The organism is Salmonella sp. K21076, assembly GCF_039650795.1.
GTDB lineage: Bacteria > Pseudomonadota > Gammaproteobacteria > Enterobacterales > Enterobacteriaceae > Salmonella > Salmonella enterica.
This window is the reverse complement of record NZ_JBCLYA010000024.1, coordinates 1-23,418: the sequence shown is the minus strand read 5'-3', so window position 1 is coordinate 23,418 and position 23,418 is coordinate 1. Positions and strand designations below refer to the sequence as shown.

Here is a 23,418-nt window from a genome sequence, read left to right as displayed (position 1 = left end):
AAAGCAAAAAAACGCAGCGAGCGAACCTGATAATCAGGCAGACAGTCCTCCTTTCGGTATGGTTGATCTGCCTGCATCATTTTCAGGATGGTTAATAACGGACCATGACCGATTTAAGTTCGGTATAGTCATCAATAAACGCGCTGCCAAATTCACGACCAATGCCCGATCCTTTCATCCCTCCAAAGGGTACCGCGGGATCGAGGAAGGTATGCATATTGACCCACACCATGCCAGCATCAATATCTTCAGCGTAGCGTAATGCCTTAGATATATTTTCCGACCACACACTTGCAGCAAGGCCGAATGGCGAATCGTTGATATGCGAAAGCGCCTCTTTTTCATTCTGATAACCGATAAAGCTACAGACAGGGCCAAAGGTCTCCTCGTGCATCAGCGTACTGTTTTTACTACGCACTTTTACCGCTGTCGGCTGTAAAAAGTACCCTTCGCCGGGTAAAGTTTCACCGCCGTAAACAATGGTATCCCCTTCTTCCCGTGCACGTTGAATCAGACGCAGCACTTTTTCAAGCTGAACCTGATTCGCCAGCGGGCCCATCACCGTTTTTTCATCTAAAGGCGAGCCGGGCACGATCTCCGATAACCGTTGTCTGAGGAGCGTCATGACCGTATCCAGTTTTTCCTGGGGCAGATAAAAACGCTCTGCGGCAGCACAAATCTGTCCTTGATTCAGATAACCGGCTTCAAGAATACCGTTGACCATGGCTTGTGCCGTGAGATCATTGAGAAACAGCGCCGCATTTTTCCCTCCCAGTTCGAGGGTAACGCGTTTTCCTGACGACGTTGCCGAACGCCGGACTTTCTCACCTGTCGCGACTGACCCGGTGAAACTCACTTTGGCGCAATCTGGATGCGCGATCAGCTGTTGCGCTATCTCACCGCCAGCACCGTTTACCACGTTAATTACGCCATCAGGGAAACCAGCCTCTTTAGCCAGTTCAGCGACTCGCAGCAGTGTCAGCGGGGTATATTCACTTGGTTTAATGACGATGGTGCAGCCACATACCAGCGCTGCGGCCAGCTTCCAGATAGCAATCATAATTGAGAAATTCCACGGCACAATACCGACGACCACGCCAATGGGTTGGCGTTGGGTAAACGCTGTGTATCTCTCTTCTCCCATTGATGGCAGGGAGACATTCAGCGTTTCACCGGTTATTTTTCCTGCCCAACCGGCAAAGTAACGCAGGAAGGCCACTGACTGATCGAGTTCAAGACCGCGCGACAGCATAATCGTTTTACCTGAACAGACGCTTTCCAGTTGAGCTAACTCTTCACGATGAGCGGCAAGAGTATCAGCCAGTTTCAGCAGTAATGCGCCGCGTTGTAACGTTGGCATTTTACGCCAGACATCAAACGCCCGTCTGGCGCTCTGCATGGCCTCTTTTGCCTGCGCAGGGGTTGTCGACACAACGTCGGCGATGATTTTGCCGGTGGCTGGGTTAGTGACCGAGAAGTTCGTGCCGTTTCCGGCCTGACGTTCACCTGCAATAAATTGTCCGTGTCGTTGGCGTAAAAAAGTCGTTACTTCGGCAAGTAATGTCACGTCGCTCATCAGAAGTGCCTGTAGGTCAGGAATGTACGTTTTTCCATCTCAACATACTTGCCTGGAACTGAATATCGTTCCAAAGAACGTCATTCTTCCGGACGATATTTTGTAAAACGTTACCGTGCTGTGATAGCGGTCTTGGTCAAGCGTGATGACAAGGTAACGCGATGAATACAAAAATCGATGCGTTGAATTACTACGGCGCGACGAAAAAATACCCGTTGCATTTTCCTGCTCTGCAAGACGATATTGATGCCGATGTGGTGATCATTGGCGGTGGCTTTTCAGGCATCAATACCGCGCTGGAACTGGCGGAGCAGGGGATCACTAATGTTGTCGTTCTGGAAGCCCGCCATCTTGGGTATGGCGGCACCGGGCGAAACGGCGGTCAGGTGATGGCCGGTATAGGTCACGACATCGAAGCCGTTAAAAAATATGTAGGCGCAGCGGGAATGGAGACGCTGTTTAAAATCTCGAACCTCGGCGCGGGTATTATTCGGGAGCGAATTCGTAAATACCATATTGATGCTGATTTTGTCCCCGGATATGGTTATCTGGCCTACAACCAGCGGCAGTTAAAAACGCTGCAACAATGGGAAAAAGAATTCAAAGCCGCTACGCCGGAAGACGATATTGAACTCTATACCGGTAAAGACGTGCAGCAGGTTATCGGTTCCGACGTCTACTGCGGTGTTCTCAAGCATATGGGGGGAGGGCATGTCCACTCGCTGAATTTATTGCTGGGCTCCGCTCAGGCTGCGAATTCGCTGGGGGGGAAGATATTCGAATATTCACCTGTGGTTGAGGTCAGTTACGGTAAAACTGTGCGGGTACGTACTGCGATGGGCAGCGTAAAAGCAGCCAAATTGCTGTGGGCCTGTGATAGTTTTCTCAATAATCTGGAACCAGAAATTTATAAGAAAACGCTGGTTACTTATTCTTATCAGGTCTCTACAGAACCTCTCTCCAGCGAGCTTGTTGAGCGGATCAGTCCCTTGCGCGGGGCTTTTAGCGATATCCGCCCGGTGATAAATTACTACCGTCTCACAAAAGAAAACCGTCTGCTGTTTGGCAGCGCCACAAGGTTTCTTGAATATACCCCGCACGATTTTGCTGCCTGGAACCGCACTCTGTTGACGGAGGTCTTTCCTTATTTGAAAGACGTTAAAATCGATTTTGCCTGGGGCGGACCGATGGCCTGTAGCGCGAATCTGTTTCCGCAGATTGGCACGCTTCGTGAGCACAATAATGTTTTTTATGTTCAGGGTTATTCCGGATTTGGCGTCACGCCTTCCCATATTGTATGCAAAATCCTGGCCGAAGGAATAAATGGCGGTTCCGAGCGGTATCGTCTGATGAGTAGCATTCCCCACGCGACAATTTATGGTCGCGACAGTCTACGTCTATTGCTGGTCAGTGCGGGAAAACTGATACATCAAACAGCCGGTTTCTGGAAAGGCCGGAATTAACCAGGAGAACATTAATGCACGCTTTTAAACTCAATCAACCTGTTCCTGAATTACAGCCAGTCGGGAGTGTCAGCCTGTTAGGGGCGTTGCCAACAGAAGGCGTCCCCAGGTCGCCGTTGCGATGATTTACGGTAAACCTGAGGACGTATTTACCTGTGGACTGTTTTCATCGACCCGCGGCGGTTTCACTATGATTTATCCCTTTACCGAGCACGCAACCGTGCTGGAAGGGGAAGTGGAACTCACTGTTGTGGGTCAGGAACCGATACGTTTTTCACCGGGCGATAGTTGGTTTGTTGAACAGGGAACCGAAGTGGCATGGAAAGTTTTAACGCCCCGTTTTGTAAAACATTATCTGGCAAACGTTGAAAGCCATAAACAGGGTTGAACCCTTTAATTGTTCGTCAGTAGCGTTGGCATCACTGGGGAGAATAACGCGCTCCCCACTTGCTATTAGCGCATGCGGGGACGGCGTCACAACGTTATTTACCGTTATCCCTCTTCAGGACGATACCTGTTAGATGCGCTGCCTGCCATAAATAAGCGTTATTCCGGAGCGGTAATTTATTGTTGTAATAATAGTGAAGAGGTTGACCATGTTTAAAAACAGACTTGCCAGCCATCTTGAACGTGGCGTTATTGGTTTCCCCACGACGCTTGCCAGCTCCGTCGGGCTGATTATGGCAAGCCCGGTGATCCTGACCGTGACCAGTGGTTTTGGCTCAGGGGGAGATACCTTTGCCCTTGCGGTATTACTGGCATTTATTATGATGCAAGCGCAGATTACCACCTTTGCCGAAGCGGCAACGCTCATTCCCACGACTGGCTCCGTCTACGACTATATCTCCTGCGGGATGGGGCGTTTTTTCGCTATCACCGGTGCGCTTTGCGCTTACCTGATCGTACACATTTTTGCCGGCACGGCAGAAACGATTCTCGCTGGCGTCATGGCGCTGGTGAACTTTGAGTCCGTTAGCGAACACGTGGCCATGCAGCACAATACCTGGATGGTTGGCGTCGGCATGGTAGTGGTTTTCGGGATACTGAATGCCATTGGTGTTGAAGTATTTGGCAAGGTGGAAGTGTTTCTTACATTCGGTATGTGGACTACCCTGACCATCTTCGGTTTATGCGGGATCCTGTTATCCCCGGTCACTCATCATTCCGGGTGGTTTGGCGCACCGCTTGATGTCAGTAATCTTTCTGGTCTGTTTGGTTATATAGGCATGGCGATGTTTATGTTCGTCGGTTGTGAACTGGTCACGCCAATGGCGCCGGAAATTAAAAAAGCGCATCGTACGATTCCCAGAGCGATGGCGCTTGGCCTTTTAGCGGTGGCAGGTTGTATGTTCCTCTATGGCGCTGCGATTAACCGGCAGGTAAATAATGTGGTGGTCGATGCGGCAAACCATATCTTTTTACTGGATACGCCGATGGCTATTCCCGCCTTTGCCAATCGTGTCATGGGACATGTCGGGCAATACTGGCTGGGCGTGGGGTTGTTGTTAGCGGGATGTGCGACGATTAATACGCTAATGGCGGCAGTACCGCGTATTATATACGGCATGGCGCTGGACGGCGCTTTGCCGCGGTTTCTGACCTGGTTGCACCCCCGCTTTAAAACACCGGTCATCGCCATCGCATTCGGTGTTGCGATTCCCTGTTTACATGCCTGGTATCTGAACGGTGATATCGACCACATTGTTCCGCTGATCCTCGCTGCGGTCTGCGCCTGGGGAGTAGCTTATCTGCTGGTAACGTTATCGGTCGTTATCTTACGTATTCGGCGCCCCGATTTACCACGCGCTTACCGGGCCCCCTGGTTTCCCTTACCTCAGATTATTTCGAGCGTGGGTATTATTATCGCCATTATTAATATCGCGCCTCCAGGAATGAACAGTCGGGATGTACTTATACCATTCGGTATTATGCTTGGATTGACTGCCGCCTATGCCTTATTCTGGACATTATGTGTGCAACGGGTTAATCCTTTCCTCCCGCTTCCGGTAGAAGAGGTCGTGGAACGGGCGATGGGCAATTATGAAAAGCGAAACAATGAAGAGATGACGCCAGATGTCCTCCGTCCCCTGGTTTAAGAACGCATTAATGAATATGGTGTTACGTGATTTGAGCGGCTGGCGTTGTGAAAAATTGACCGAACATAGCGCCGTGCTGCATCTGAATGCATTTACCCAGGTTATCTGCCATGTTCAGCAAAAACGGTTATTCATGGCCAGTATTCACAGTTGTGAATTCAGGGTGAAAGGCACAATCAATTATCCTTTGCAGGGCAAAATTCGCGCTCATCAGCCCGGATGGCTGAAACGTTATCCCGTCATTTTTACTGGCAGTAAAAGTACCGCCGGGCTGATTAGCTATCTTAATCGTTTCCCCAATTTACAACAGGCTCTGAGTGAACTGGATTATCGTCGGTTTACTCTGGTTTTACATCATAAGGAATGGTATTGCAGCATTGAGCTATGGGCTGCTAGCGAAGTGGTTTGTAAAATGCCGCCGCTGCGCCGTTATCTGCGGCTTGAGCGGCACCAGCGTGTTCTTCTGCTTAGTGTGATAAATATGATCAATCAGGCCATGAATCAATGGCTGCAACAGGATGCCGACGCCAGATAATATGACATTTTATTGCGGCATCAGCTCAGAGGGTGGTATTAATTCAGGCATATATGACATATGGGGAAAAGACCCGCAATTGACGCGGGTTAAAAAGAACGCTTTCACATATTCAGTGAATGTTGTACCGAGGACATTCTGGTTCGGGAAACCAGTTCCGTGCGATTTATCACTTCTGTTTTAGCAAAAATATTACGTAAATGCGTTTTCACTGTTGAGAGAGAAATATTCAACTGACGGGCAATCAATTTGTTGCTGGCCCCTTCGCAGACCATTCCCACAATTTCACGCTCTTTGGCGGTCAATATTGACGCCAGATCGTTGTCTTCCTGAAGAGAATCATGAATTGCCAGTCCCAATAATGGTTGTACTGCCTGGGCTCGCAAACGCTCTTCGCTGGAAAAAGGTATATCGCGCATTAATGAAATGCCCGCGATAATACGATGGCCCCGACGAATAAAGATCTCAATCATGTCGCACACATGATTAGGTAGCATAAATTCATGATAATAATGGCGATGACGAGCACAGATGCCGGGCGTCATCGTCGCTACTGTAATAACCTGTTGGCCGAATCGGGAAGGCAATAGCGGGTCTAATGGTTGAAAATGCTCCAGATATTGTTGGTGTGTGCTATTAGAAATATTATGTAAAACATAGGCTTCCGGCTTTAAATAAGCATTAACACGATAAAAAACCGCCGACGACAGAGGAATGAGTTGCGCAATGCTCTGTAAGCAATGGAGAGTGATCCCGTCATTATGGCCAGTAGTTGATAAGGCTGACATGTTATCTCCTTCCATCCGGATGAGCGCGTCGGGGCGCAGTAAAATAGTGGTATGTTGAAACATACAATTTACATTCGGTTAACACAATCATTCACATGTTAATAATGTGACGTATGTTGCGGTATTTTTTATAACATCTTGAAAATAAATGATTTTAATTTAAATCCTGTCTGGTTTTATAAAAAATAATTTAAAATTATTAATATGATTTTTTTCTGTCGCGGTTGACTCATCTCCTGAAAATGCCGTGAGTTCTCGTCCTTCAGGACGATATTCTTTTGAGACGACTGTTCTATGATTTTCTGTAATAGCGCAGGTTAACAGAGACTTAATTTCTGGCTCAGACAGGATTTGCTAAATAACGTTTCAATAGCGTCATGCGCTATGCAGAAAACCGGCGTTTTTACCCACAAAAAGCGGTGGCTGCCAGTATATTTTAATGAACAGTAGTGAACATGAAGGGCGGGGTAACCTGTTGATTTTATAAATAAAAACGGACGCCATAGGGCGTCCGCATCTGAATGGTTGGAGCCCGGACTCGGAGAAGTCCTTTGGGCTAATGGACTGTTAAAGCTATTTTTTACCGTTTATCAAGACCACCACAAAACTAACCCTTACAGAATTATCTACGTGATTTGCCTGGTGTGGGTTCGATTCCTGCTACTGTCTGATAATTGTTGGGTTAGTTTCTTCTTGATAGGGTATCAGCAGGGCAGGCTTTCGAAATTTGACATCCAGCAAGAATCGGTGTGAGACACTCACGGTTTTTCCTGCCGTCTATTCATCATTGAAAAATGATAGTATTTTTATGAGAATAAGAGCCAAAAATATAGAGATGCCTATATAAACCCCTCGTTCTGTCCAGGTATCCAGACGAAATAACCAATAGACACATAAAAAAGCAAGTAGCCCGCCAATAATTGACGCGAGAGCGCCAATGATTTTTTTGAGCATATATTTAAACGTGCCTTCATTATATTTCATGGTTTTTCTTTATGTGTCGCCATCACCATTATTATGACAGTTAATTTTATGCTGAAGAATAACCCTGCCATTATCTGTTTTCTGGCATATCTTATTAGGCGTAAACGTCAACAGGCGTAGCGCATGATAGTAAATTTCTTGTTTTGAAAGCTAATTTCTATCAACGATTAAATAATCCACTATACGTATACTATAACGATGCTGACCTGATAAAAATGATACATATTATCAAGTGGAACAGAAAAATGATAATTGCTCTCACCTGGAGTTTTAAGCCACTCGTCTGTGTCAAAGACAGAACTAAAGCGGCATGAACCACTTAAATAACGCAGAGTAACCTCGTCATTAATGATACGCTCATCTCAGTATCCAACATCCAGACTCCTGGAAATTTACTGCATTCCTGTAACTCAAATTATTTAGAGTATATTAATATCGGATATTCTTTTTTAATTAACGCCAATCTCCATACTTTCCAGTGACTTTAATATGTATGGCGTAAAATCAATCAACTGATTATCTATTTTTCTGATTAAACTGCCTGCGCCGCATAAAGCATGTGAGCCATCAATCATACAAAAATAAAATTTCTTTTTTATGTTATCATCTTCGTATATTGTTTTATCCATCTCCGAAATATTCTCATCAATGATTAAGAAACCCTGTGCATTCACTGAACTTATATTATATAAAAATGATGGTTTAAATTCATTATTTGTTTTTGTTGCATCATCATCTATCACCCATATGTTTTTATTTTTATCAAAAACGATGTGCTGTATATGTGAGCCATACTCACCAACATCATACACCTCTCTGCTATATGAACAACTCCATAATGTAATTGGATAAAACTCAGGATCATAAACATGGTTTTTATCATTGAGATCTTTAATATTTTCATTTAAGAAAAAGTAATCATTAAATTTTACGTTCTTACACTCAGGGGTTTCCACGCGATAGTCAATCCTTGCATCAATGCGAAGCATTCTTACAGAATATTTCGACTCACTTAATTTATCTGGTAATGATATAGATGGAATAATATTTGCTTTCAAAGGTAAGATAAGAAACAAACTAATGATAGTGATTTTTTTCATGGCTTTTATCCTGGTTGAGCTTGGTGGAGTTATTTGATTCGATAAGCTTATCATCATCTTTTTTCGGTTGATAAAAATAACCAGAACCAGAAAATAAAAACATCCGATAATAATTACCACCAGATTCAGCAGGCATATATATATCTTTTTTGATACATTTTGATTCTGATTTTATATCAGGAAAACAATAAAATTCATCCTCGGCATCATAGGGCGATAATTTTTGATAACCGTCACCAAAATCCCATATATATACCGAAAAATTATTTTTAGGGAGATTATATTTTTCCAGAATTTTTCTTTCATTTTCTCTCCACCAATTCAGCTTTCCCCTGTCCGTAATGGGGAAATGCCTGGCAAGAATGTTAATGTCTTTACCTGAATAATAATGGACATCCACGATTTCTACTGGTCTGCCTGACCATAAGTATATAACAACAGAACAAAATAATATGGCGATTGTCACAATATAAATGAATTTTTTCGTTATTACCCATGACACAATCACATTCCTTATGCAAAATATCGGACTATGCTATGTTAACAATACAAACAAATACCTTGCCGACAATACATACCAAATCAGGAGTAATATCCTCTGACACCTGAGATTTTTACGGTGGTATTTATTTCTGTAATATACACTTCATCCTTTAAGCTGCCTCTTTGTTGGCTGCGCTCAGAAACCCCGGTCACAGAGTTATCTATGCTCCCGGGGATTTCTTCCCTTGCCGCCGCAATGCATCTAGAATGATTTTGTGTATAAATGGCTTAAACTCATACCCCTCTTTCTCATAATGTTGAAGTACAAACCAAATTTTAAAGACATCCCAATGGCTATAAAGCCAATGTGTTATATCATTACTGTCAAGACTAAAATGATCCTGCATCCTGTAATGCCCGTTTGCTGCGTAGGCATTTTTGATACATTCAATGATGTTATGGTAACGTGTGTGCCATACATATCATGAACAGATAATCTCAGCCCGTAGCTATAGGCCCTCCACGATTTTATTTCCCTCTGTCGGCAATTGTTCCGCATCTTTTGTTGTTGCCTTTTGCTTCCCAGAAGATGTAGATCCGTTACCCGTGTCGACGGTAGGTACATTTGACGGTACAGGGTAATTTGATTTATTCAACAACCCTTCTTATGGTGAAAAATAACTATCTATAGGCATCAAAGCGTTACAGATCTTTCCATCAAATAATTCAAAATCATGGACGTTTACTAAAAATTTATCTTTATATGAGTAATTAGCACCAACTACTGGAATAGTAAAAATCTCGATCTCTTCATTTTTTTTATTTATTATTAACATGCCATCAAAACCATGAAGTATTTGATCGTCACTAAAATTACTCAATGATACTCTAATATTTATTATGGATTTATTATTCCCAGCCAAAAAGGAATTAATTAAAGAATCGGTTATTCCATGAGGATAAGTATCAACATATACTATTCGTATAGAGTTCCCCGCTCTTTCATTCCAACAGGATTTATTGACCGCATATATCCTTTCATCAGCTCTATATTCTTTAAAATATTCCTTCCCTTCAGGGTTACCCCATACGAATAAATAATATCCTCGCTCACCAGCGCTGACAGAAAATGTCACAATCCAGATAAAGAGGAATATATATTTAGCCATATCATCTATCTCTTACATTAGATTTTTTTGAACGGATGTAAATTCGCCACCGCAAAGATGTCCGACTCCTGGCCGTCAGGTTCCAGCGTGGAACTTTAGCGGGCGAGAGTTCGTCAGGCTCATACTTTATCGTGTTTCCAGAACATGAAACAATGTACAAAAATAGACTCTTAGTGAGTAGGCCGTAGGATCTTTCCCTACAGCCTCTCACAAACCGTACGTAAAGCTATCACTTCATACGATTCGCGTCAGATAAATATATCCTCTGGCACTACGGTTCAGTGTAAAAACACTCAGAATTATGCCTTTGATAGTTACTCCCTTAACTGACATATTTTTGCCTTTTAACGGTCACTGCATTATCATCCCGGTTCCGGTTGACAAACTCCTCACCACTGATCGCTACTTATTTTCCTTAAAACAGGGGAGTCTCTGAGACTTCCGCCAGCGTTTTAGCTCTTCAATAACTCCTTCAGGACTATCTTCTCGTTCCTCTGATGGATAAAATATCAAATCCCCGCCATCAGGGTGTTGAGTAATTTTATTAAAATGGCGTAGAAGATTATCAATAAACTTCGATAATTCATCTCCAGTCAACTCTTCAGGAGGCTCAAAAAAATTATTTAAAAACTCGATAAACTCATCTTCTGTATAATCTTCAAGGTTATTTTTTAGTTCCATTTTCACCTCAAACCTTACTTATGCAATCGTATATGATTTTTAGGAGTGTTTATCATAAGGTTATCAACATCAAACACCATTCCTCCATACTGGATCTTTCCAACGTGGGGAATTTCATAAGTCCACCTACCTCCGACTTGTTGCCTTATCAAGGAGTAAGGCGCTCGACCTCTTTTTATCAAAGTTTGATTCGATTTACTAAACTGCGCCAGTAACTCTGGGCATTCCCCTACACCTGATTTTCATTTACTTTTCTTAAAACAAGGCAATCCTTGAGATTCTCTCCATTCTTTAATTATGTTCAGAATACCCTCAGGTGTTCCATCACTTTCCGTTTCAGGATAATAGATAAGATCTGTTCCACCTGGGTATTCAGTGATCTTCTCAAAATACTCAAGTAATGGATCTAATGTTTCATCTGTATCCGACTCGTTTTCAGAAAATATCACTCTCAAGAAATCAATGAACTCACTTTCCGTATAATCACTAATATTTTCTTTTAATTTCATAAATCGCCTGTGTATGTCAATATGGTGTTCACACGGGGATTGTCTACATTGTAAACATCGCCTCTATTTGCAACTTCATCTATATGATGAAGCTCGAACCCCTGTTTTCCGACTCTGTCAACTTTTCTAACCTTTGATGCCTTACCTGATTTCATTCGAGTCATATTAACCATCCCGCCACAGTCCACCGCATCACCCATTCTGGCAACGGACAGGCCGTCAATAAATACCGTGGGGGAATCCGCTATACTCACGGTCTCGTAATAATCGTCGTACTGGGTGCCTTTATCGTTGAGTCGGGCGGCTGTGGGCATTTTTCTCCATAGCTTCATTACTAAATAATAAGTTGTGAGATTATCCTGGAAAATAAGAATAATTATTTATTAGGAGTTAATAAGTGATAGGAACATTGTACTTACTGTAACTCCAATATAACTAATTAATTCTTTTAATAAAAATCTAAACTCTGAATCTTTTTTATGCGAATTCAGGATATTAATTAATTTATTTTCTCTTCTATTTGATGGCATAATTCCATCTGGGAATGTATGTATTGGTTTTCTCAACGCACTGCTGATTTTTTTAAAATTTGTTATTAGATAAAGTTTCTCTTTCTTTTTTCTATGAATTTGGATATAGCATGAGTATTCTGTTTGTGTACTAAATTTTTTAGTGACCATGACACAGATTCATTATCAATGATAATCTTACCATCAGAAAATTCAATTTTTTGAATAAAGAAAACTTTTTTATTTCCCCGCCAAAAATGTATGCAGGTTCCAAACCAAACATTTCATTATCAGCTAATGCGCCTAATTTTTTTAACTGTGCGATCAAAAAGATAATTATTGTTATCATCCACTAAATCAAATCCTTCCTGACTTGAAGATGCAAGAAAAGATGCAATTTCGCTGTCAAGAATATTTTTTGTTTTATTGATAAACCTATTTTCATTAAAAATGATCTTATTAAGTAAAGGTAAGATGGTAATATTTCCTCCTGTGAACCATGGCCTGATTTAATGCTATCATTGGATGCATCATCTGGTGTTTTTAGTCTTTCATTCTTATTCCAGCTTGCACCTGTTGAACTGTTGATACCTCTGGAGGGTGAAGCTGACGACAGTGGTTGCCGCCGGCGTTAATCCGTCCACATCCAGCGTAAAACGCAGGCCATTTTGTGACATAACCTTATTCTGGATTTATTGGCGAAAAAGGAACCACGGTACGCTCGTGGCAGTGGCAATGGGGAGGACAGCCGCTTCAGGCACGCTACCGCCAAAGTTTCCGGCATCCACCATCTCCCATATATGAAACGTAACAGACGTAACTCATTGCTGGCACGGGCTTTTTGTCTCCGTTCCCGGACAAAAACAGCATCCCACCATTAAGGCGGAATGCTGTGGATTTACTCTTATGCTTCCAGCGGCGCACGTCAGTCATCAGCACCTGAAGTGCCTGTTGAAACGTGTTCCCACTCAATTTTGCGGTAAGCCAGAGAAACTCTAACCAGATGTGTGAACTCACGTTTGGTGTTGTCCTGGCAGTGCGGCATACCGGAAAGTGTTGATAGCCGGTATCCGGCCTTGTTGTAGGTGTCGATATAGCCCAGCAATTCAGGCAGGCGTTTCAGGGGAAGGGCGGGGTGATGCTGGGTTATAACAGGAGTTACAACGCCATCCAGATCGAATGCCGGATTATATTTAATCGTTCCCTGCTGTACGGCGTGGCGCATAATTTTGGTCAGATGCTGGCGTATACGTCCGGCAACAACATGCACACCTTTATCATCAATGTCTCTGACCAGTCGTGCGAGATGTAGGGTTTAAGTCGCCGAAATACCCATTGCGCCGATATCAGGGAAAACGTAGTGTTGGAGGCAGACAGGAATTTTATTGGAGTGACTTTCTGACCAGAGTTTCAGGCAGCCGGTATGCCACAATCTAGCGATGTACTGGAACGTTCTAATTCATTGACAACCTTTTTTCGTCCCGGCGCTGCTGAGAAGGGGTAAAGCCGGATTTTAGTACGCGCCGGGTGGCATCGCGTTTTTCGCGGACAAGGGCGAATGAGGTTTCGGGATAAGGACCGAATGATACCCCGGACTCTTTTCCCTCAAAACGATATTTGAAATACCAGATACGAAAATCGTTGGGTTTTACCAGAAGATACAGGCCGAGTGTATCAACGAGTTTATAGGGTTTATCAGAAGGCTTTGCACTACGTGCTTGTTTGTCGGTTAATGCCATTTGAGGGCACTCCTTTATCTAACCGAACTGAGCACCGAGTTGACCACCAAAAGCCCCTGATTTGGGCGGATAAATAGAAATTCGCTGGGAAGAGTTTTTCCACTAACTCATTGAATTAAAAACACATGGGGATTTATAAGGAAGTGTAAAAAAGGAAAGGTGGTGCCCGGACTCGGAATCGAACCAAGGACACGGGGATTTTCAATCCCCTGCTCTACCGACTGAGCTATCCGGGCAACGAGGCGCATTAAACCGTAATCGCCTCGCTTCGTCAACGAAATTTCTTCAAATCAACGTAGACTGCACAATCTATCACCACTTTGTTGTTATTGCACGCAGAGTCAGGCAAAAAACATCGCCCATGCGGCGGAGATCGGCATCGCCAGCAACAGCGCCGGGAGCATATTCACTACCGGAAACATTTTGATTCCACATACACGCAAGCCGGTTGCCACCAGCAGCAGCCCGCCCACGGCGCTAAAGTCGCCCATCATTGCCGGCGTAGTCAGTGGAAGAATGAGGGTGGCGCAGGCGGCAAGCGTTAACTGGATAATCAACATCGGTGCGCAAATCGCCGAAACGGCGATGCCAAGCGAACAGGCGAAAATAATGGCAGTAAAAAAATCCAGAAAAGATTTAGCGATCAAAATGTTTGGATCGCCGGTCATCCCTTCATGCATCGCGCCGAAAATACCGGTGCCGCTGGCGCAAAAAAGTACAATGATAGCGACGTAACTTTGAATAAAAGAGTCGTGTGTCGGCTTCTTACCCGATGCCATAAATAATTGTTGGATTTTCGCGACTGCGCCATTAATGCCTTTTTCCAGCAAACAAAACTCGCCGATAAGCGCGCCGACCAGCGTCGCCAGCACCATCACCGGAAGATTAGCGCACTTCATCACCAGCAGAATGCCAATACCCAGAGAGCACAGACCAAAAATAGACGTCATTGAGACGCGAATCCGTTCTGGCAGACGCTGACTTAACAGCGCGCCAATAACGCCGCCGAATAAAATTGCGCCAGCGTTAATAAAAGGTCCAATTACCACAATGACTCCTGTTATTTGTCTTTCAAATTGCCTTATTATCACGCGATTAAGCTGTTAATAGCTTGATTATCTGTGACGTATAGAGCGCTGATTTTACCTTGCGCCGTCTGGTGAAAGGTGCCATGATTGCGCGAAATTTCTCCTGCCAGCATGGGGCTCGCCGGGATGAACATAGCGCCTTTATATTGTCTTCACTGTCGCCTGACTGCGCGAGGTTTGCCCCTTTCTTTCCTTTTTTTTGTCATCCCCGCTATGCGGTGAGGGCAGCGCACGCTCACTGCAGGACAACAGTAAAATCAGAAACAGTCTGTTTTTACTGATGTCTGGCGGTCGGAGCTGGTATCCAGTTTGACCCGGCATCTCGTTGGGCAAGGCATCGGCCTTGTCCGGGGTTACTCTACTCCCGAAACGGGTATTTGCGCTTATGAAATCAATGAATATTGCCGCCAGCGGTGAACTCATCCCCCGTCTCTCCACCCACCGAAACGTAGTGGCACTGGAAAGTACCGACTTTACCGATGTGGCCGCAGTCGTCATTACCACTGCCGACAGCCGTAGCGGTATTCTGGCGTTGCTTAAACGCACCGGTTTTCACCTGCCGGTATTTATGCTTGCGGATGAACCCGTCAGCGCGCCTGTCGGCGTTACGGCGGTAATCGGCGGGAACGCGCAGGAATGGCTGGAGCTGGAAAACGCTGCCTGTCGCTACGAAGCGGAACTTCTGCCGCCCTTTTATGGCACCCTGACCCAGTATGTCGACATGGGGAATAGTACCTTTGCTTGCCCGGGGCACCAGCATGGCGAGTTTTTTAGAAAACATCCCGCAGGCCGCCATTTTTATGACTTTTTTGGTGAAAACCTGTTTCGTGCGGATATGTGTAACGCCGATGTGAAACTTGGCGATCTGCTAATACATGAAGGTTCTGCCAAACACGCGCAGAAATTTGCGGCAAAAGTGTTTAATGCGGATAAAACCTACTTTGTGCTGAATGGAACTTCGGCGGCGAATAAAGTGGTCACCAACGCCTTGCTGACGCGCGGCGATCTGGTGCTGTTTGATCGAAATAATCACAAATCCAACCACCACGGCGCCCTGATTCAGGCCGGGGCGACGCCGGTCTATCTTGAGGCGGCGCGTAACCCGTTTGGTTTTATCGGTGGTATTGATGCGCACTGTTTTGATGAAACGTACCTGCGCGACCAGATTCGTGACGTGATGCCGGAAAGCGCCGATGCGCCGCGTCCGTTCCGCCTGGCGATCATTCAGCTGGGTACCTATGACGGCACTATTTACAACGCCCGTCAGGTGGTGGATAAAATCGGGCATCTCTGCGATTACATTCTGTTTGACTCCGCGTGGGTAGGCTATGAGCAGTTTATCAATATGATGGCGGATACCTCGCCGTTGCGGCTGGAGCTTAATGAAAACGACCCTGGGATCTTTGTGACCCAATCGGTACATAAGCAACAGGCGGGGTTCTCACAAACCTCGCAGATCCACAAAAAAGATAACCATATTCGCGGCCAGGCGCGTTTTTGCCCGCACAAACGCCTTCATGTTGCATGCTTCAACCAGTCCGTTCTACCCGCTGTTTGCGGCGCTGGATGTCAATGCCAAAATCCACGAAGGGGAGAGCGGTCGCCGCCTGTGGGCGGAGTGCGTTGCGCTGGGCATTGACGCGCGTAAAGCCATTCTCGCCCGTTGCAAACTGCTTCAGCCCTTTATCCCACTGGTGGTTGACGGCAAGCCGTGGCAGGCATATCCGACGGAGACCATTGCCAGCAATCGTCGTTTCTTCAGTTTTGAGCCCGGGGCGAAATGGCATGGCTTTGAGGGTTATGCGGATGACCAGTATTTTGTCGATCCTTGTAAACTGTTACTGACCACGCCAGGTATTGATGCCGATAGTGGGCGGTACACCGAATTCGGCATCCCGGCGACCATTCTCGCCCACTATCTGCGTGAGAACGGTATTGTGCCTGAGAAGTGCGATCTCAACTCGATTCTATTCTTGCTGACACCCGCCGAGAGCGAAGAGAAACTGGCGCGACTGGTCGCGATGCTGGCGCAATTTGAACGGCACATTGAAGACGATACGCCGCTTGCGGATGTATTGCCGACGGTTTTTCAGAAATACCCGGTGCGCTACCGCGATTACACCCTGCGTGAGCTATGTCAGGAGATGCACAACCTGTACGTTAGCTTTGACGTTAAGGATCTGCAAAAAGCGATGTTTCGCAAAGAAAGCCTGCCGCATGTGGCGATGAACCCGCAGGATGCCAACAGCGCCTTTATTCGCGGCGATGTAGAGCTGGTGCGTATCAGCGAGGCGGGCGGGCGTATTGCTGCCGAGGGGGCATTGCCATACCCGCCGGGCGTACTGTGCGTGGTGCCGGGGGAGATTTGGGGTGGCGCGGCGCAGCGTTATTTTTTGGCGCTGGAAGAGGGCATCAATCTGTTGCTCGGTTTTTCGCCGGAATTGCAGGGGGTATATAGCGAGACCGATGCCGATGGAATTAAACGCTTGTATGGATATGTTTTAAAGTAACGTTGCCTGCAGGCCGGATAAGGCATTTACGCCTTATCCGGCCTGCGAAACAGGGCAAGGATTAATGTGCAACGGGTTGCGAACTTGCCGGAACGCGAACGTGTTTGTATTTGAACAAGGCTACGAACGCAAAGGCCAGCACCAGCGAGTAGCCTGCGAAGATGAGCCACACGGTCTGCCAGTCGGTAATGCCGTTTTGAGTGTAATACTCCACCACTTTACCGCTCACAATGCCGCCAAGGATACAGCCGAAGCCATTGGTCATCATCAGGAACATCCCCTGCGCGCTGGCGCGGATTTCCGGGCGTACTTCTTTTTCGACAAACACCGAGCCAGAAATGTTGAAGAAGTCGAAGGCGCAGCCGTACACAATCATCGGCAATACCAGCAGAACGGTACCGAACGGCGTCGGGTCGCCATAAGCGAACAGGCCGAAACGCAGCATCCACGCCACAATACTGATAAGCATAACGTTCTTAATACCATAACGGCTCAGGAAGAACGGAATGGTCAGGATGAATAACGTTTCAGAAATCTGCGAAATCGACATCATCACCGAGGCGTGCTGCACGATAAAGCTACTGGCGAATAGCGGATCTTTATCAAAGCTATGCAGGAAGGTGTTGCCAAACATGTTGGTGATCTGCAGTTCCGCGCCCAGCATCATGGAGAAGATGAAGAAAATCGCCATCCGCTTGTTTTTAAACAGCGCAAAAGCGTCAAGGCCCAGCATTGATGTCCAGCTCTGGTTTTTCTGTTGGTTCGCCACCGGAATGTGCGGCAGGGTAAAGGTAAACAGTACCAGCAGAACGGAAAGCGTCGCGCCGATATAAAGCTGCATATGGCTCAGCTCGAAACCGGAGAAACTCACGCCCCACATCGCCAGAATAAAGCCGATGGTGCCCCAGATACGGATAGGCGGAAAGTCAGTCACAATATCCATGCCGGCAGACTGCAGGCGGTAATACGATATAGTATTGATCAAGCCCAACGTCGGCATATAAGCCAACGAGTTAAGCAGGATCACAAAGAACATCGCCCCAGGCGTAGTGACTTCCGCGGCCATGAATAGCGTGATGGCGCCGACGACATGACACAGGGCATAGACCCATTTCGCGCTCAGCCATTTGTCAGCCACAATGCCTAGCAAGGTCGGCATAAAGACGGCAGCAATCCCCAGTGAACTATAAACTGCGCCAATAGATGCGCCGTCAAATTTTAAGGTGACGAACATATACGAGCCCAGGGTAGTGAGCCAGCTTCCCCACAGACAGAACTGCAGAAAAGAGAGTATTTTAAGCTGCAGCTTAAGATTCATGTTAATTTCCTCACACCTGAGAGCGGATGAATGTTTTAAAAGGCACATTTGCCGTTGTGATTTGGTGTGATTCTATCAATGAGAGGCGGGCTTTTTTTGTTACCTGTGACAAATATTTGCAAACAATTTCTGATTGCAAAGCAAAAGGGTGACGGAGTTAACACTTTTGCCTTTCCCGCCTCTGTCATTTGCTGGCCAGAGGCGGGATGCGATGGTTTATCGGCGGCGATACGATCGCTGGGCGGAATTCACCTTATACAGATAGCGGCGCGACTCCGCAGATGGATGTCGGGTGGTTAATATCTGGTACACATCCCCCGGCGACATGCGGTTAATCATATTCGCGGCCTGAATCTTATCGTTCGAGAATATGCGTAATACGCTGCCTGCGCCGCCATTATAGGCAGTAATGACCGCATAGCGCCGCGACGTCGGATTCTCGATACCGCTCAGATAGACATTATTCAACATCGCCAGATACGCTGTGCCGGTATCGATATTGCTGGCGGGGTCGAACAGGAAGTTACGGCTTGGCGTGCCGGACTTACCCTGAGAACGGAAAACATCTTTCCCGGCGCTGTGTTGCACTACCTGCATCAGGCCCAGCGCATCCGCGTGGCTGACCGCATACGGGTTAAACGAGGACTCCGTTTGCATAATCGCCAGAATCAGCGACTCGTCAACGCCGTATTTACGGGAGGCCTGGCGTACCATGCCAATGTATTTATGCGCGCGTTTATCAAGGTGGTTCGGCACCAGATTAATGGTGACGCTGTAAATAATACGCAGGCCGTTACTGCGGCTTTTGAGCCGCGTTTTCAGCAAGTAATCCGCGAATGTCGTGGCGCGGCCTTCCCAGCGAATAGGCTGGCCGGTATTGTCGAGGACCTGACCATACAGGAAGGGTTCTTTAGAAATTTTTATGTCATCGACATCGGAGTAAAGATCGACGGAGGTTGGGTCGTCACCCATGAGCAACGTTTTAATAATGGCCCGGCGCAGATGTGCGGTAGGTTCCGTCCCGGCGATGGTTTCAACGGTAATGGTCCCATCATCAAAGTTGATGTGGCTACGGGTCTGGAACTGATCGGTATATTTGACGTAGTCTTTCGGCCCGGCGATCAGGACTTCCTTATATCCCCACAGATTTTCAATATTGTTGGCAAATTGCCCCATCAAAATATCAAAGCCGTTGGTATCCTTGACCCAGGCTTCATTATACGTCTCGCCTTTTTTGGTCGAACTGGAGCAGGAGATGAGCAACGGCGCAATAACAGCAAGCGCGAGTAATTTTTTCATCATTCCGGGAGTGCATGTTGTGTTGTCGTTATGCCATGTTGCCGGGCAGCGGCGCTAAGGGCTTATCCGGCATAACTCACAGGCCGAATAAGCGCAGCCTCATTCAGCAACGGGCCTATTTTTTATCTTCCGGCGTATAACCTTCGATATGAACGTCTTTGCCTTCGAACAGGAAGCTCACCATCTCCTGTTCCAGCAGTTTACGGTGCTCGGCGTTCATCATGTTGAGCTTTTTCTCGTTAATCAACATGGTCTGCTTATGCTGCCACTGCGCCCATGCGTCCTTAGAGATCTCGTTATAGATACGTTTTCCTAGTTCGCCAGGGTAGAGCTGAAAATCTTGCCCTTCAGCGTCGCGTTGCAGGTAAGTACAAAAAATCGTTCTGCTCATAAGTCATCCTCTTCATCGACCGGGGCGTTAAACTGGCGCTCCGGTACGTAACTGCTGTAACAAGCGCTCCACGGGGGCCGCCAGTCCGACTGACGGCGGTTGCGCTAAGTTATACCAGAGCGCGCCGCCTTCATCCATGCAGGCGTCCAGTGACGACACGGGAAGCCACATAGGCACAATATCCAGGTGGAAATGGCTAAATGTGTGGCGAAACGCGTTAAGCTGGGTCAAATTATCAGCGTTAACATGCCGTTGCGCCAGCCATTCACGTAATTCATCTTCGCTGGCGAACTGCGGAAAGCAGTAGAGTCCGCCCCATAAACCGCTGGGAGGGCGCTGCGCCAGGAAAATCTCCTGATTATGCTGTAACAATAAAAAGTAACCCGTCCGCTCCGGCAACGTCTGTTTCGGTTTCTTGCCCGGATAGCGTGACCAGCTTTCATGCGCAGCGGCGATACAACCGTTTTGCAGCGGACACAGGGTGCACTTTGGCTTTGAACGCGTACAAACCATCGCGCCCAGATCCATCATCGCCTGATTAAAACGCTCCACGCCGCGTGCGGGCGTCACTTGCTCGCTCAGCGTCCACAGCGTATTCTCCACCTCTTTTTTTCCAGGCCAGCCGCTAACAGCATAACAGCGAGCCAGCACACGTTTAACGTTTCCATCAAGAATCGGATAATGTTTACCTAACGCGAGGGAGAGAATCGCGCCGGCGGTTGAACGCCCGACGCCGGGGAGCGCGGCGATTTCGGCAAAAGTTTGCGGGAATTCTCCACCGTGAAGCGTTGCTACCTGTTGCGCCGCTTTATGCAAATTACGCGCGCGGGCGTAATAGCCGAGCCCGGTCCATAAATGGAGCACTTCATCCAGCGGCGCATTCGCTAAATCCGTTACCGTCGGAAAGCGCGCCATAAATCGCTCAAAGTAAGGAATCACCGTCGTCACCTGCGTTTGTTGCAACATGACTTCCGAGAGCCATACTTTGTAAGGCGTCTTGTTAATTTGCCAGGGCAGCGTTTTCCGCCCGTATTTGTCGTACCAGTCCAGAACCTGGGCTGAAAATTGAGACGCTTGCATGGAAACTCATTCATTATTGCCGGGGGCAAGATTGCAGCACAGAGGCCGCAGGGTGTAAACCGGAACTTTCCGCAGTGCGCTTCATGCTTGCATCCGGCAACTAACTTTGGATAATGCCCGTTTTCAGAACTCAAACACAGCAGACTACACTTTTATGAAAAACGACGTCATTTCACCGGAATTTGATGAAAACGGTCGCCCGCTGCGCCGTATTCGTAGTTTTGTTCGTCGCCAGGGGCGACTGACAAAGGGGCAAGAGCACGCGCTGGAAAACTACTGGCCGGTGATGGGCGTCGAGTTCAGCGAAGCGCCGGTAGATTTCGCCACGTTGTTTGGTCGCGAAGCGCCGGTGACGCTGGAGATTGGTTTTGGCATGGGGGCGTCTCTCGTGGCGATGGCGAAAGCGCGCCCGGAGCAGAATTTCCTCGGCATTGAAGTGCATTCACCCGGTGTCGGCGCGTGTCTGGCGTCCGCTCATGAAGAGGGCGTTGAAAACCTGCACGTCATGTGCCACGACGCGGTAGAAGTGTTGCATAAAATGATTCCTGACAATTCTTTATCGATGGTTCAGCTCTTTTTCCCTGACCCGTGGCATAAAGCGCGTCATAATAAACGCCGTATCGTTCAGGTGCCGTTTGCTGAACTGGTATTGAGCAAGCTGAAATTGGGCGGCGTTTTCCATATGGCGACCGACTGGGAAGCGTATGCGGAACACATGCTTGAAGTCATGTCTTCTATCGACGGGTACAAAAATCTGTCAGAGAGCAATGATTATGTACCGCGCCCGGAATCGCGCCCGGTAACGAAATTTGAACAACGTGGCCATCGTCTTGGTCATGGCGTATGGGACTTAATGTTCGAGAGGGTGAAATAATGGCAAAGAACCGTAGTCGTCGTCTGCGTAAAAAAATGCACATTGACGAATTCCAGGAATTAGGATTTTCGGTGGCATGGCGTTTTCCGGAAGGTACATCTGAAGAGCAGATCGATAAGACTGTCGATGACTTTATTAATGACGTTATTGAGCCTAATAAACTGGCGTTTGACGGCAGCGGCTACCTGGCCTGGGAAGGGCTGATTTGTATGCAGGAAATCGGTAAATGTACCGAAGAACATCAGGCGATTGTGCGTAAGTGGCTGGAAGCGCGCAACCTTGAAGAAGTCCGAACCAGCGAACTTTTCGACGTTTGGTGGGACTAATAAGTACAGGGTCGGCAAATGCCGGCCCGCTTTGTCTTGAGGGAAAGTTATGATGCGCAAAACGCTGCTGGCGGCAGTGCTAACGTTTACGGCGATGGCCGCTCATGCAGATTACAAATGCAGCGTCACGCCGCGTGACGATGTGATCCTGAGTCCACAAACGGTGCAGGTGAAAGGTGAAAACGGCAACCTGGTGATCACGCCGGACGGCAATGTGATGTACAACGGTAAGCAGTACACCCTTAGCGCCGCGCAGCGCGAGCAGGCGAAAGATTACCAGGCGGAACTGCGAAGCGCGCTGCCGTGGATTGATGAGGGCGCCCGATCGCGCGTCGAAAAAGGCCGCGTGGCGCTGGATAAAATCATCGCTAAAGAGGTGGGCGAAAGCAGCAACATGCGCAGCCGCCTGACGAAGCTTGATGCGCAATTAAAAGCGCAAATGAACCGCATTATCGAACATCGTACGGACGGCCTGACGTTCCACTATAAGGCTATCGACCAGGTGCGTGCCGACGGTCAGCAGTTGGTGAATCAGGCGATGGGCGGTATTTTGCAGGACAGCATTAACGAAATGGGCGCCAAAGCGGTGCTTAAAGGCGGCGGCAATCCTTTACAGGGCGTGATGGGTAGTCTCGGTGGTTTGCAAACCGCTATCCAGAACGAATGGAAAAACCAGGAGAAAGATTTCCAGCAGTTTGGCAAAGATGTCTGTAGCCGCGTAGTGACCTTAGAAGATAGCCGCAAAGCGCTGGTTGGCAGCCTGAAGTAATCTTTCCTTTTTAAATAAATATCCTCCGGCATAGCCGGAGGTTTTTCTGATGCGCCTGTAAGGCTCTCTTACCAGCCGCGCCCTAACAGGCGCATACGATCTGACATTTGCATCAAACTTCGTTACTTACG

20 protein-coding genes, 1 tRNA gene and 4 pseudogenes are annotated in these 23,418 nt (G+C 47.1%); 8 read left to right on the top strand and 17 right to left on the bottom strand.

The genetic code is table 11. The annotated features are described in order from the left end of the window. Positions 1–91: 91 nt before the first annotated feature. Positions 92–1,576 (bottom strand): NAD-dependent phenylacetaldehyde dehydrogenase, encoded by a 1,485-nt coding sequence (locus AAYN39_RS07970; RefSeq protein ID WP_001286412.1) that lies wholly within the window; start codon positions 1,574–1,576, stop codon positions 92–94. 161 nt (positions 1,577–1,737) lie between these two features. Here AAYN39_RS07970 and AAYN39_RS07965 point away from each other — a divergent pair, with 161 nt between their 5' ends. The 4 genes and pseudogenes from AAYN39_RS07965 (at position 1,738) to AAYN39_RS07950 (ending at position 5,670) form a co-directional block, all read left to right on the top strand. Beyond that, positions 1,738–3,039 (top strand): FAD-binding oxidoreductase, encoded by a 1,302-nt coding sequence (locus tag AAYN39_RS07965; RefSeq protein WP_001092812.1) that lies wholly within the window; start codon positions 1,738–1,740, stop codon positions 3,037–3,039. A gap of 14 nt (positions 3,040–3,053) precedes the next feature. Then, positions 3,054–3,427: pseudogene (locus AAYN39_RS07960) on the top strand (cupin domain-containing protein). Positions 3,428–3,635: 208 nt separating this feature from the next. Next, positions 3,636–5,135: an APC family permease gene (locus AAYN39_RS07955; protein ID WP_000475953.1), complete on the top strand. Its 1,500-nt coding sequence runs from the start codon at positions 3,636–3,638 to the stop codon at positions 5,133–5,135. Beyond that, a complete protein-coding gene (locus tag AAYN39_RS07950; RefSeq protein ID WP_000100097.1) occupies positions 5,113–5,670 on the top strand; it encodes a DUF3156 family protein in 558 nt (185 codons plus the stop codon). Before AAYN39_RS07955 ends, AAYN39_RS07950 begins: the two co-directional genes overlap by 23 nt. A gap of 104 nt (positions 5,671–5,774) precedes the next feature. Here AAYN39_RS07950 and AAYN39_RS07945 read toward each other — a convergent pair whose 3' ends face one another. From AAYN39_RS07945 to AAYN39_RS07890, 12 genes and pseudogenes are all read right to left on the bottom strand, one after another. Beyond that, positions 5,775–6,458, bottom strand: a complete 684-nt coding sequence (locus AAYN39_RS07945) for a LuxR family transcriptional regulator (RefSeq protein WP_001275352.1) — start codon at positions 6,456–6,458, stop codon at positions 5,775–5,777. 1,433 nt (positions 6,459–7,891) lie between these two features. Then, the gene (locus AAYN39_RS07940) at positions 7,892–8,542 is read right to left on the bottom strand and encodes a hypothetical protein (protein ID WP_000724401.1); all 651 of its coding nucleotides are present in this window, start codon (positions 8,540–8,542) and stop codon (positions 7,892–7,894) included. Then, the gene (locus AAYN39_RS07935; protein ID WP_001764225.1) at positions 8,520–9,044 is read right to left on the bottom strand and encodes a DUF943 family protein; all 525 of its coding nucleotides are present in this window, start codon (positions 9,042–9,044) and stop codon (positions 8,520–8,522) included. Before AAYN39_RS07935 ends, AAYN39_RS07940 begins: the two co-directional genes overlap by 23 nt. 202 nt (positions 9,045–9,246) lie before the next feature. Next, a complete protein-coding gene (locus AAYN39_RS07930; RefSeq protein WP_001681937.1) occupies positions 9,247–9,432 on the bottom strand; it encodes a DUF3289 family protein in 186 nt (61 codons plus the stop codon). A gap of 258 nt (positions 9,433–9,690) precedes the next feature. Further along, positions 9,691–10,194: a hypothetical protein gene (locus tag AAYN39_RS07925; protein ID WP_001151810.1), complete on the bottom strand. Its 504-nt coding sequence runs from the start codon at positions 10,192–10,194 to the stop codon at positions 9,691–9,693. Positions 10,195–10,596: 402 nt separating this feature from the next. Beyond that, positions 10,597–10,875, bottom strand: coding sequence for a bacteriocin immunity protein (locus AAYN39_RS07920; protein ID WP_000421096.1), 279 nt, complete (start codon positions 10,873–10,875; stop codon positions 10,597–10,599). A 14-nt stretch (positions 10,876–10,889) separates the two neighbouring features. Next, a pseudogene (locus AAYN39_RS07915) lies at positions 10,890–11,096 on the bottom strand (type VI secretion system tube protein Hcp); the annotation flags it as partial. 21 nt (positions 11,097–11,117) lie between these two features. After that, positions 11,118–11,384, bottom strand: a complete 267-nt coding sequence (locus AAYN39_RS07910) for a bacteriocin immunity protein (protein WP_000768134.1) — start codon at positions 11,382–11,384, stop codon at positions 11,118–11,120. After that, a complete protein-coding gene (locus AAYN39_RS07905; protein ID WP_001141622.1) occupies positions 11,381–11,698 on the bottom strand; it encodes a PAAR domain-containing protein in 318 nt (105 codons plus the stop codon). Before AAYN39_RS07905 ends, AAYN39_RS07910 begins: the two co-directional genes overlap by 4 nt. A 1,294-nt stretch (positions 11,699–12,992) precedes the next feature. Continuing rightward, positions 12,993–13,632, bottom strand: a pseudogene (locus AAYN39_RS07900) (integrase arm-type DNA-binding domain-containing protein); the annotation flags it as partial. Positions 13,633–13,792: 160 nt separating this feature from the next. Then, a tRNA-Phe gene (locus AAYN39_RS07895) sits at positions 13,793–13,868 on the bottom strand. A gap of 105 nt (positions 13,869–13,973) precedes the next feature. Next, a complete protein-coding gene (locus AAYN39_RS07890; RefSeq protein WP_000234466.1) occupies positions 13,974–14,681 on the bottom strand; it encodes a DUF554 domain-containing protein in 708 nt (235 codons plus the stop codon). Between the two features lie 424 nt (positions 14,682–15,105). Between AAYN39_RS07890 and AAYN39_RS07885 the strand changes: the two are divergent. Continuing rightward, positions 15,106–17,230 (top strand): annotated as a pseudogene (locus tag AAYN39_RS07885) (ornithine decarboxylase). 61 nt (positions 17,231–17,291) lie between these two features. On the opposite strand, the gene AAYN39_RS07880 reads toward AAYN39_RS07885, so the two are convergent. The 4 genes from AAYN39_RS07880 to mutY all read right to left on the bottom strand — a co-directional run bounded on the left by AAYN39_RS07880 (position 17,292) and on the right by mutY (position 21,318). Then, entirely contained in the window at positions 17,292–18,548 is a 1,257-nt protein-coding gene (locus tag AAYN39_RS07880; RefSeq protein WP_001049802.1) for a nucleoside permease, read from the bottom strand. 216 nt (positions 18,549–18,764) lie between these two features. Next, positions 18,765–19,850: a membrane-bound lytic murein transglycosylase MltC gene (gene mltC / locus AAYN39_RS07875; RefSeq protein ID WP_000976287.1), complete on the bottom strand. Its 1,086-nt coding sequence runs from the start codon at positions 19,848–19,850 to the stop codon at positions 18,765–18,767. Positions 19,851–19,962: 112 nt separating this feature from the next. Further along, entirely contained in the window at positions 19,963–20,238 is a 276-nt protein-coding gene (locus AAYN39_RS07870) for an oxidative damage protection protein (protein ID WP_000091706.1), read from the bottom strand. Between the two features lie 27 nt (positions 20,239–20,265). Beyond that, positions 20,266–21,318: an A/G-specific adenine glycosylase gene (mutY, locus tag AAYN39_RS07865; RefSeq protein WP_001148958.1), complete on the bottom strand. Its 1,053-nt coding sequence runs from the start codon at positions 21,316–21,318 to the stop codon at positions 20,266–20,268. A gap of 154 nt (positions 21,319–21,472) precedes the next feature. On the opposite strand from mutY, the gene trmB reads away from it, so the two are divergent. From trmB to AAYN39_RS07850, 3 genes are read left to right on the top strand one after another with little or no spacing between them, the layout of a single operon-like run. After that, entirely contained in the window at positions 21,473–22,192 is a 720-nt protein-coding gene (trmB, locus tag AAYN39_RS07860; protein ID WP_000786887.1) for a tRNA (guanosine(46)-N7)-methyltransferase TrmB, read from the top strand. Next, entirely contained in the window at positions 22,192–22,518 is a 327-nt protein-coding gene (locus tag AAYN39_RS07855; protein WP_001107559.1) for a YggL family protein, read from the top strand. The genes trmB and AAYN39_RS07855 overlap by 1 nt, the downstream gene beginning before the upstream one ends. Before the next feature lie 49 nt (positions 22,519–22,567). Then, positions 22,568–23,287: a DUF2884 domain-containing protein gene (locus tag AAYN39_RS07850; RefSeq protein ID WP_000984827.1), complete on the top strand. Its 720-nt coding sequence runs from the start codon at positions 22,568–22,570 to the stop codon at positions 23,285–23,287. Positions 23,288–23,418 lie beyond the last annotated feature (131 nt).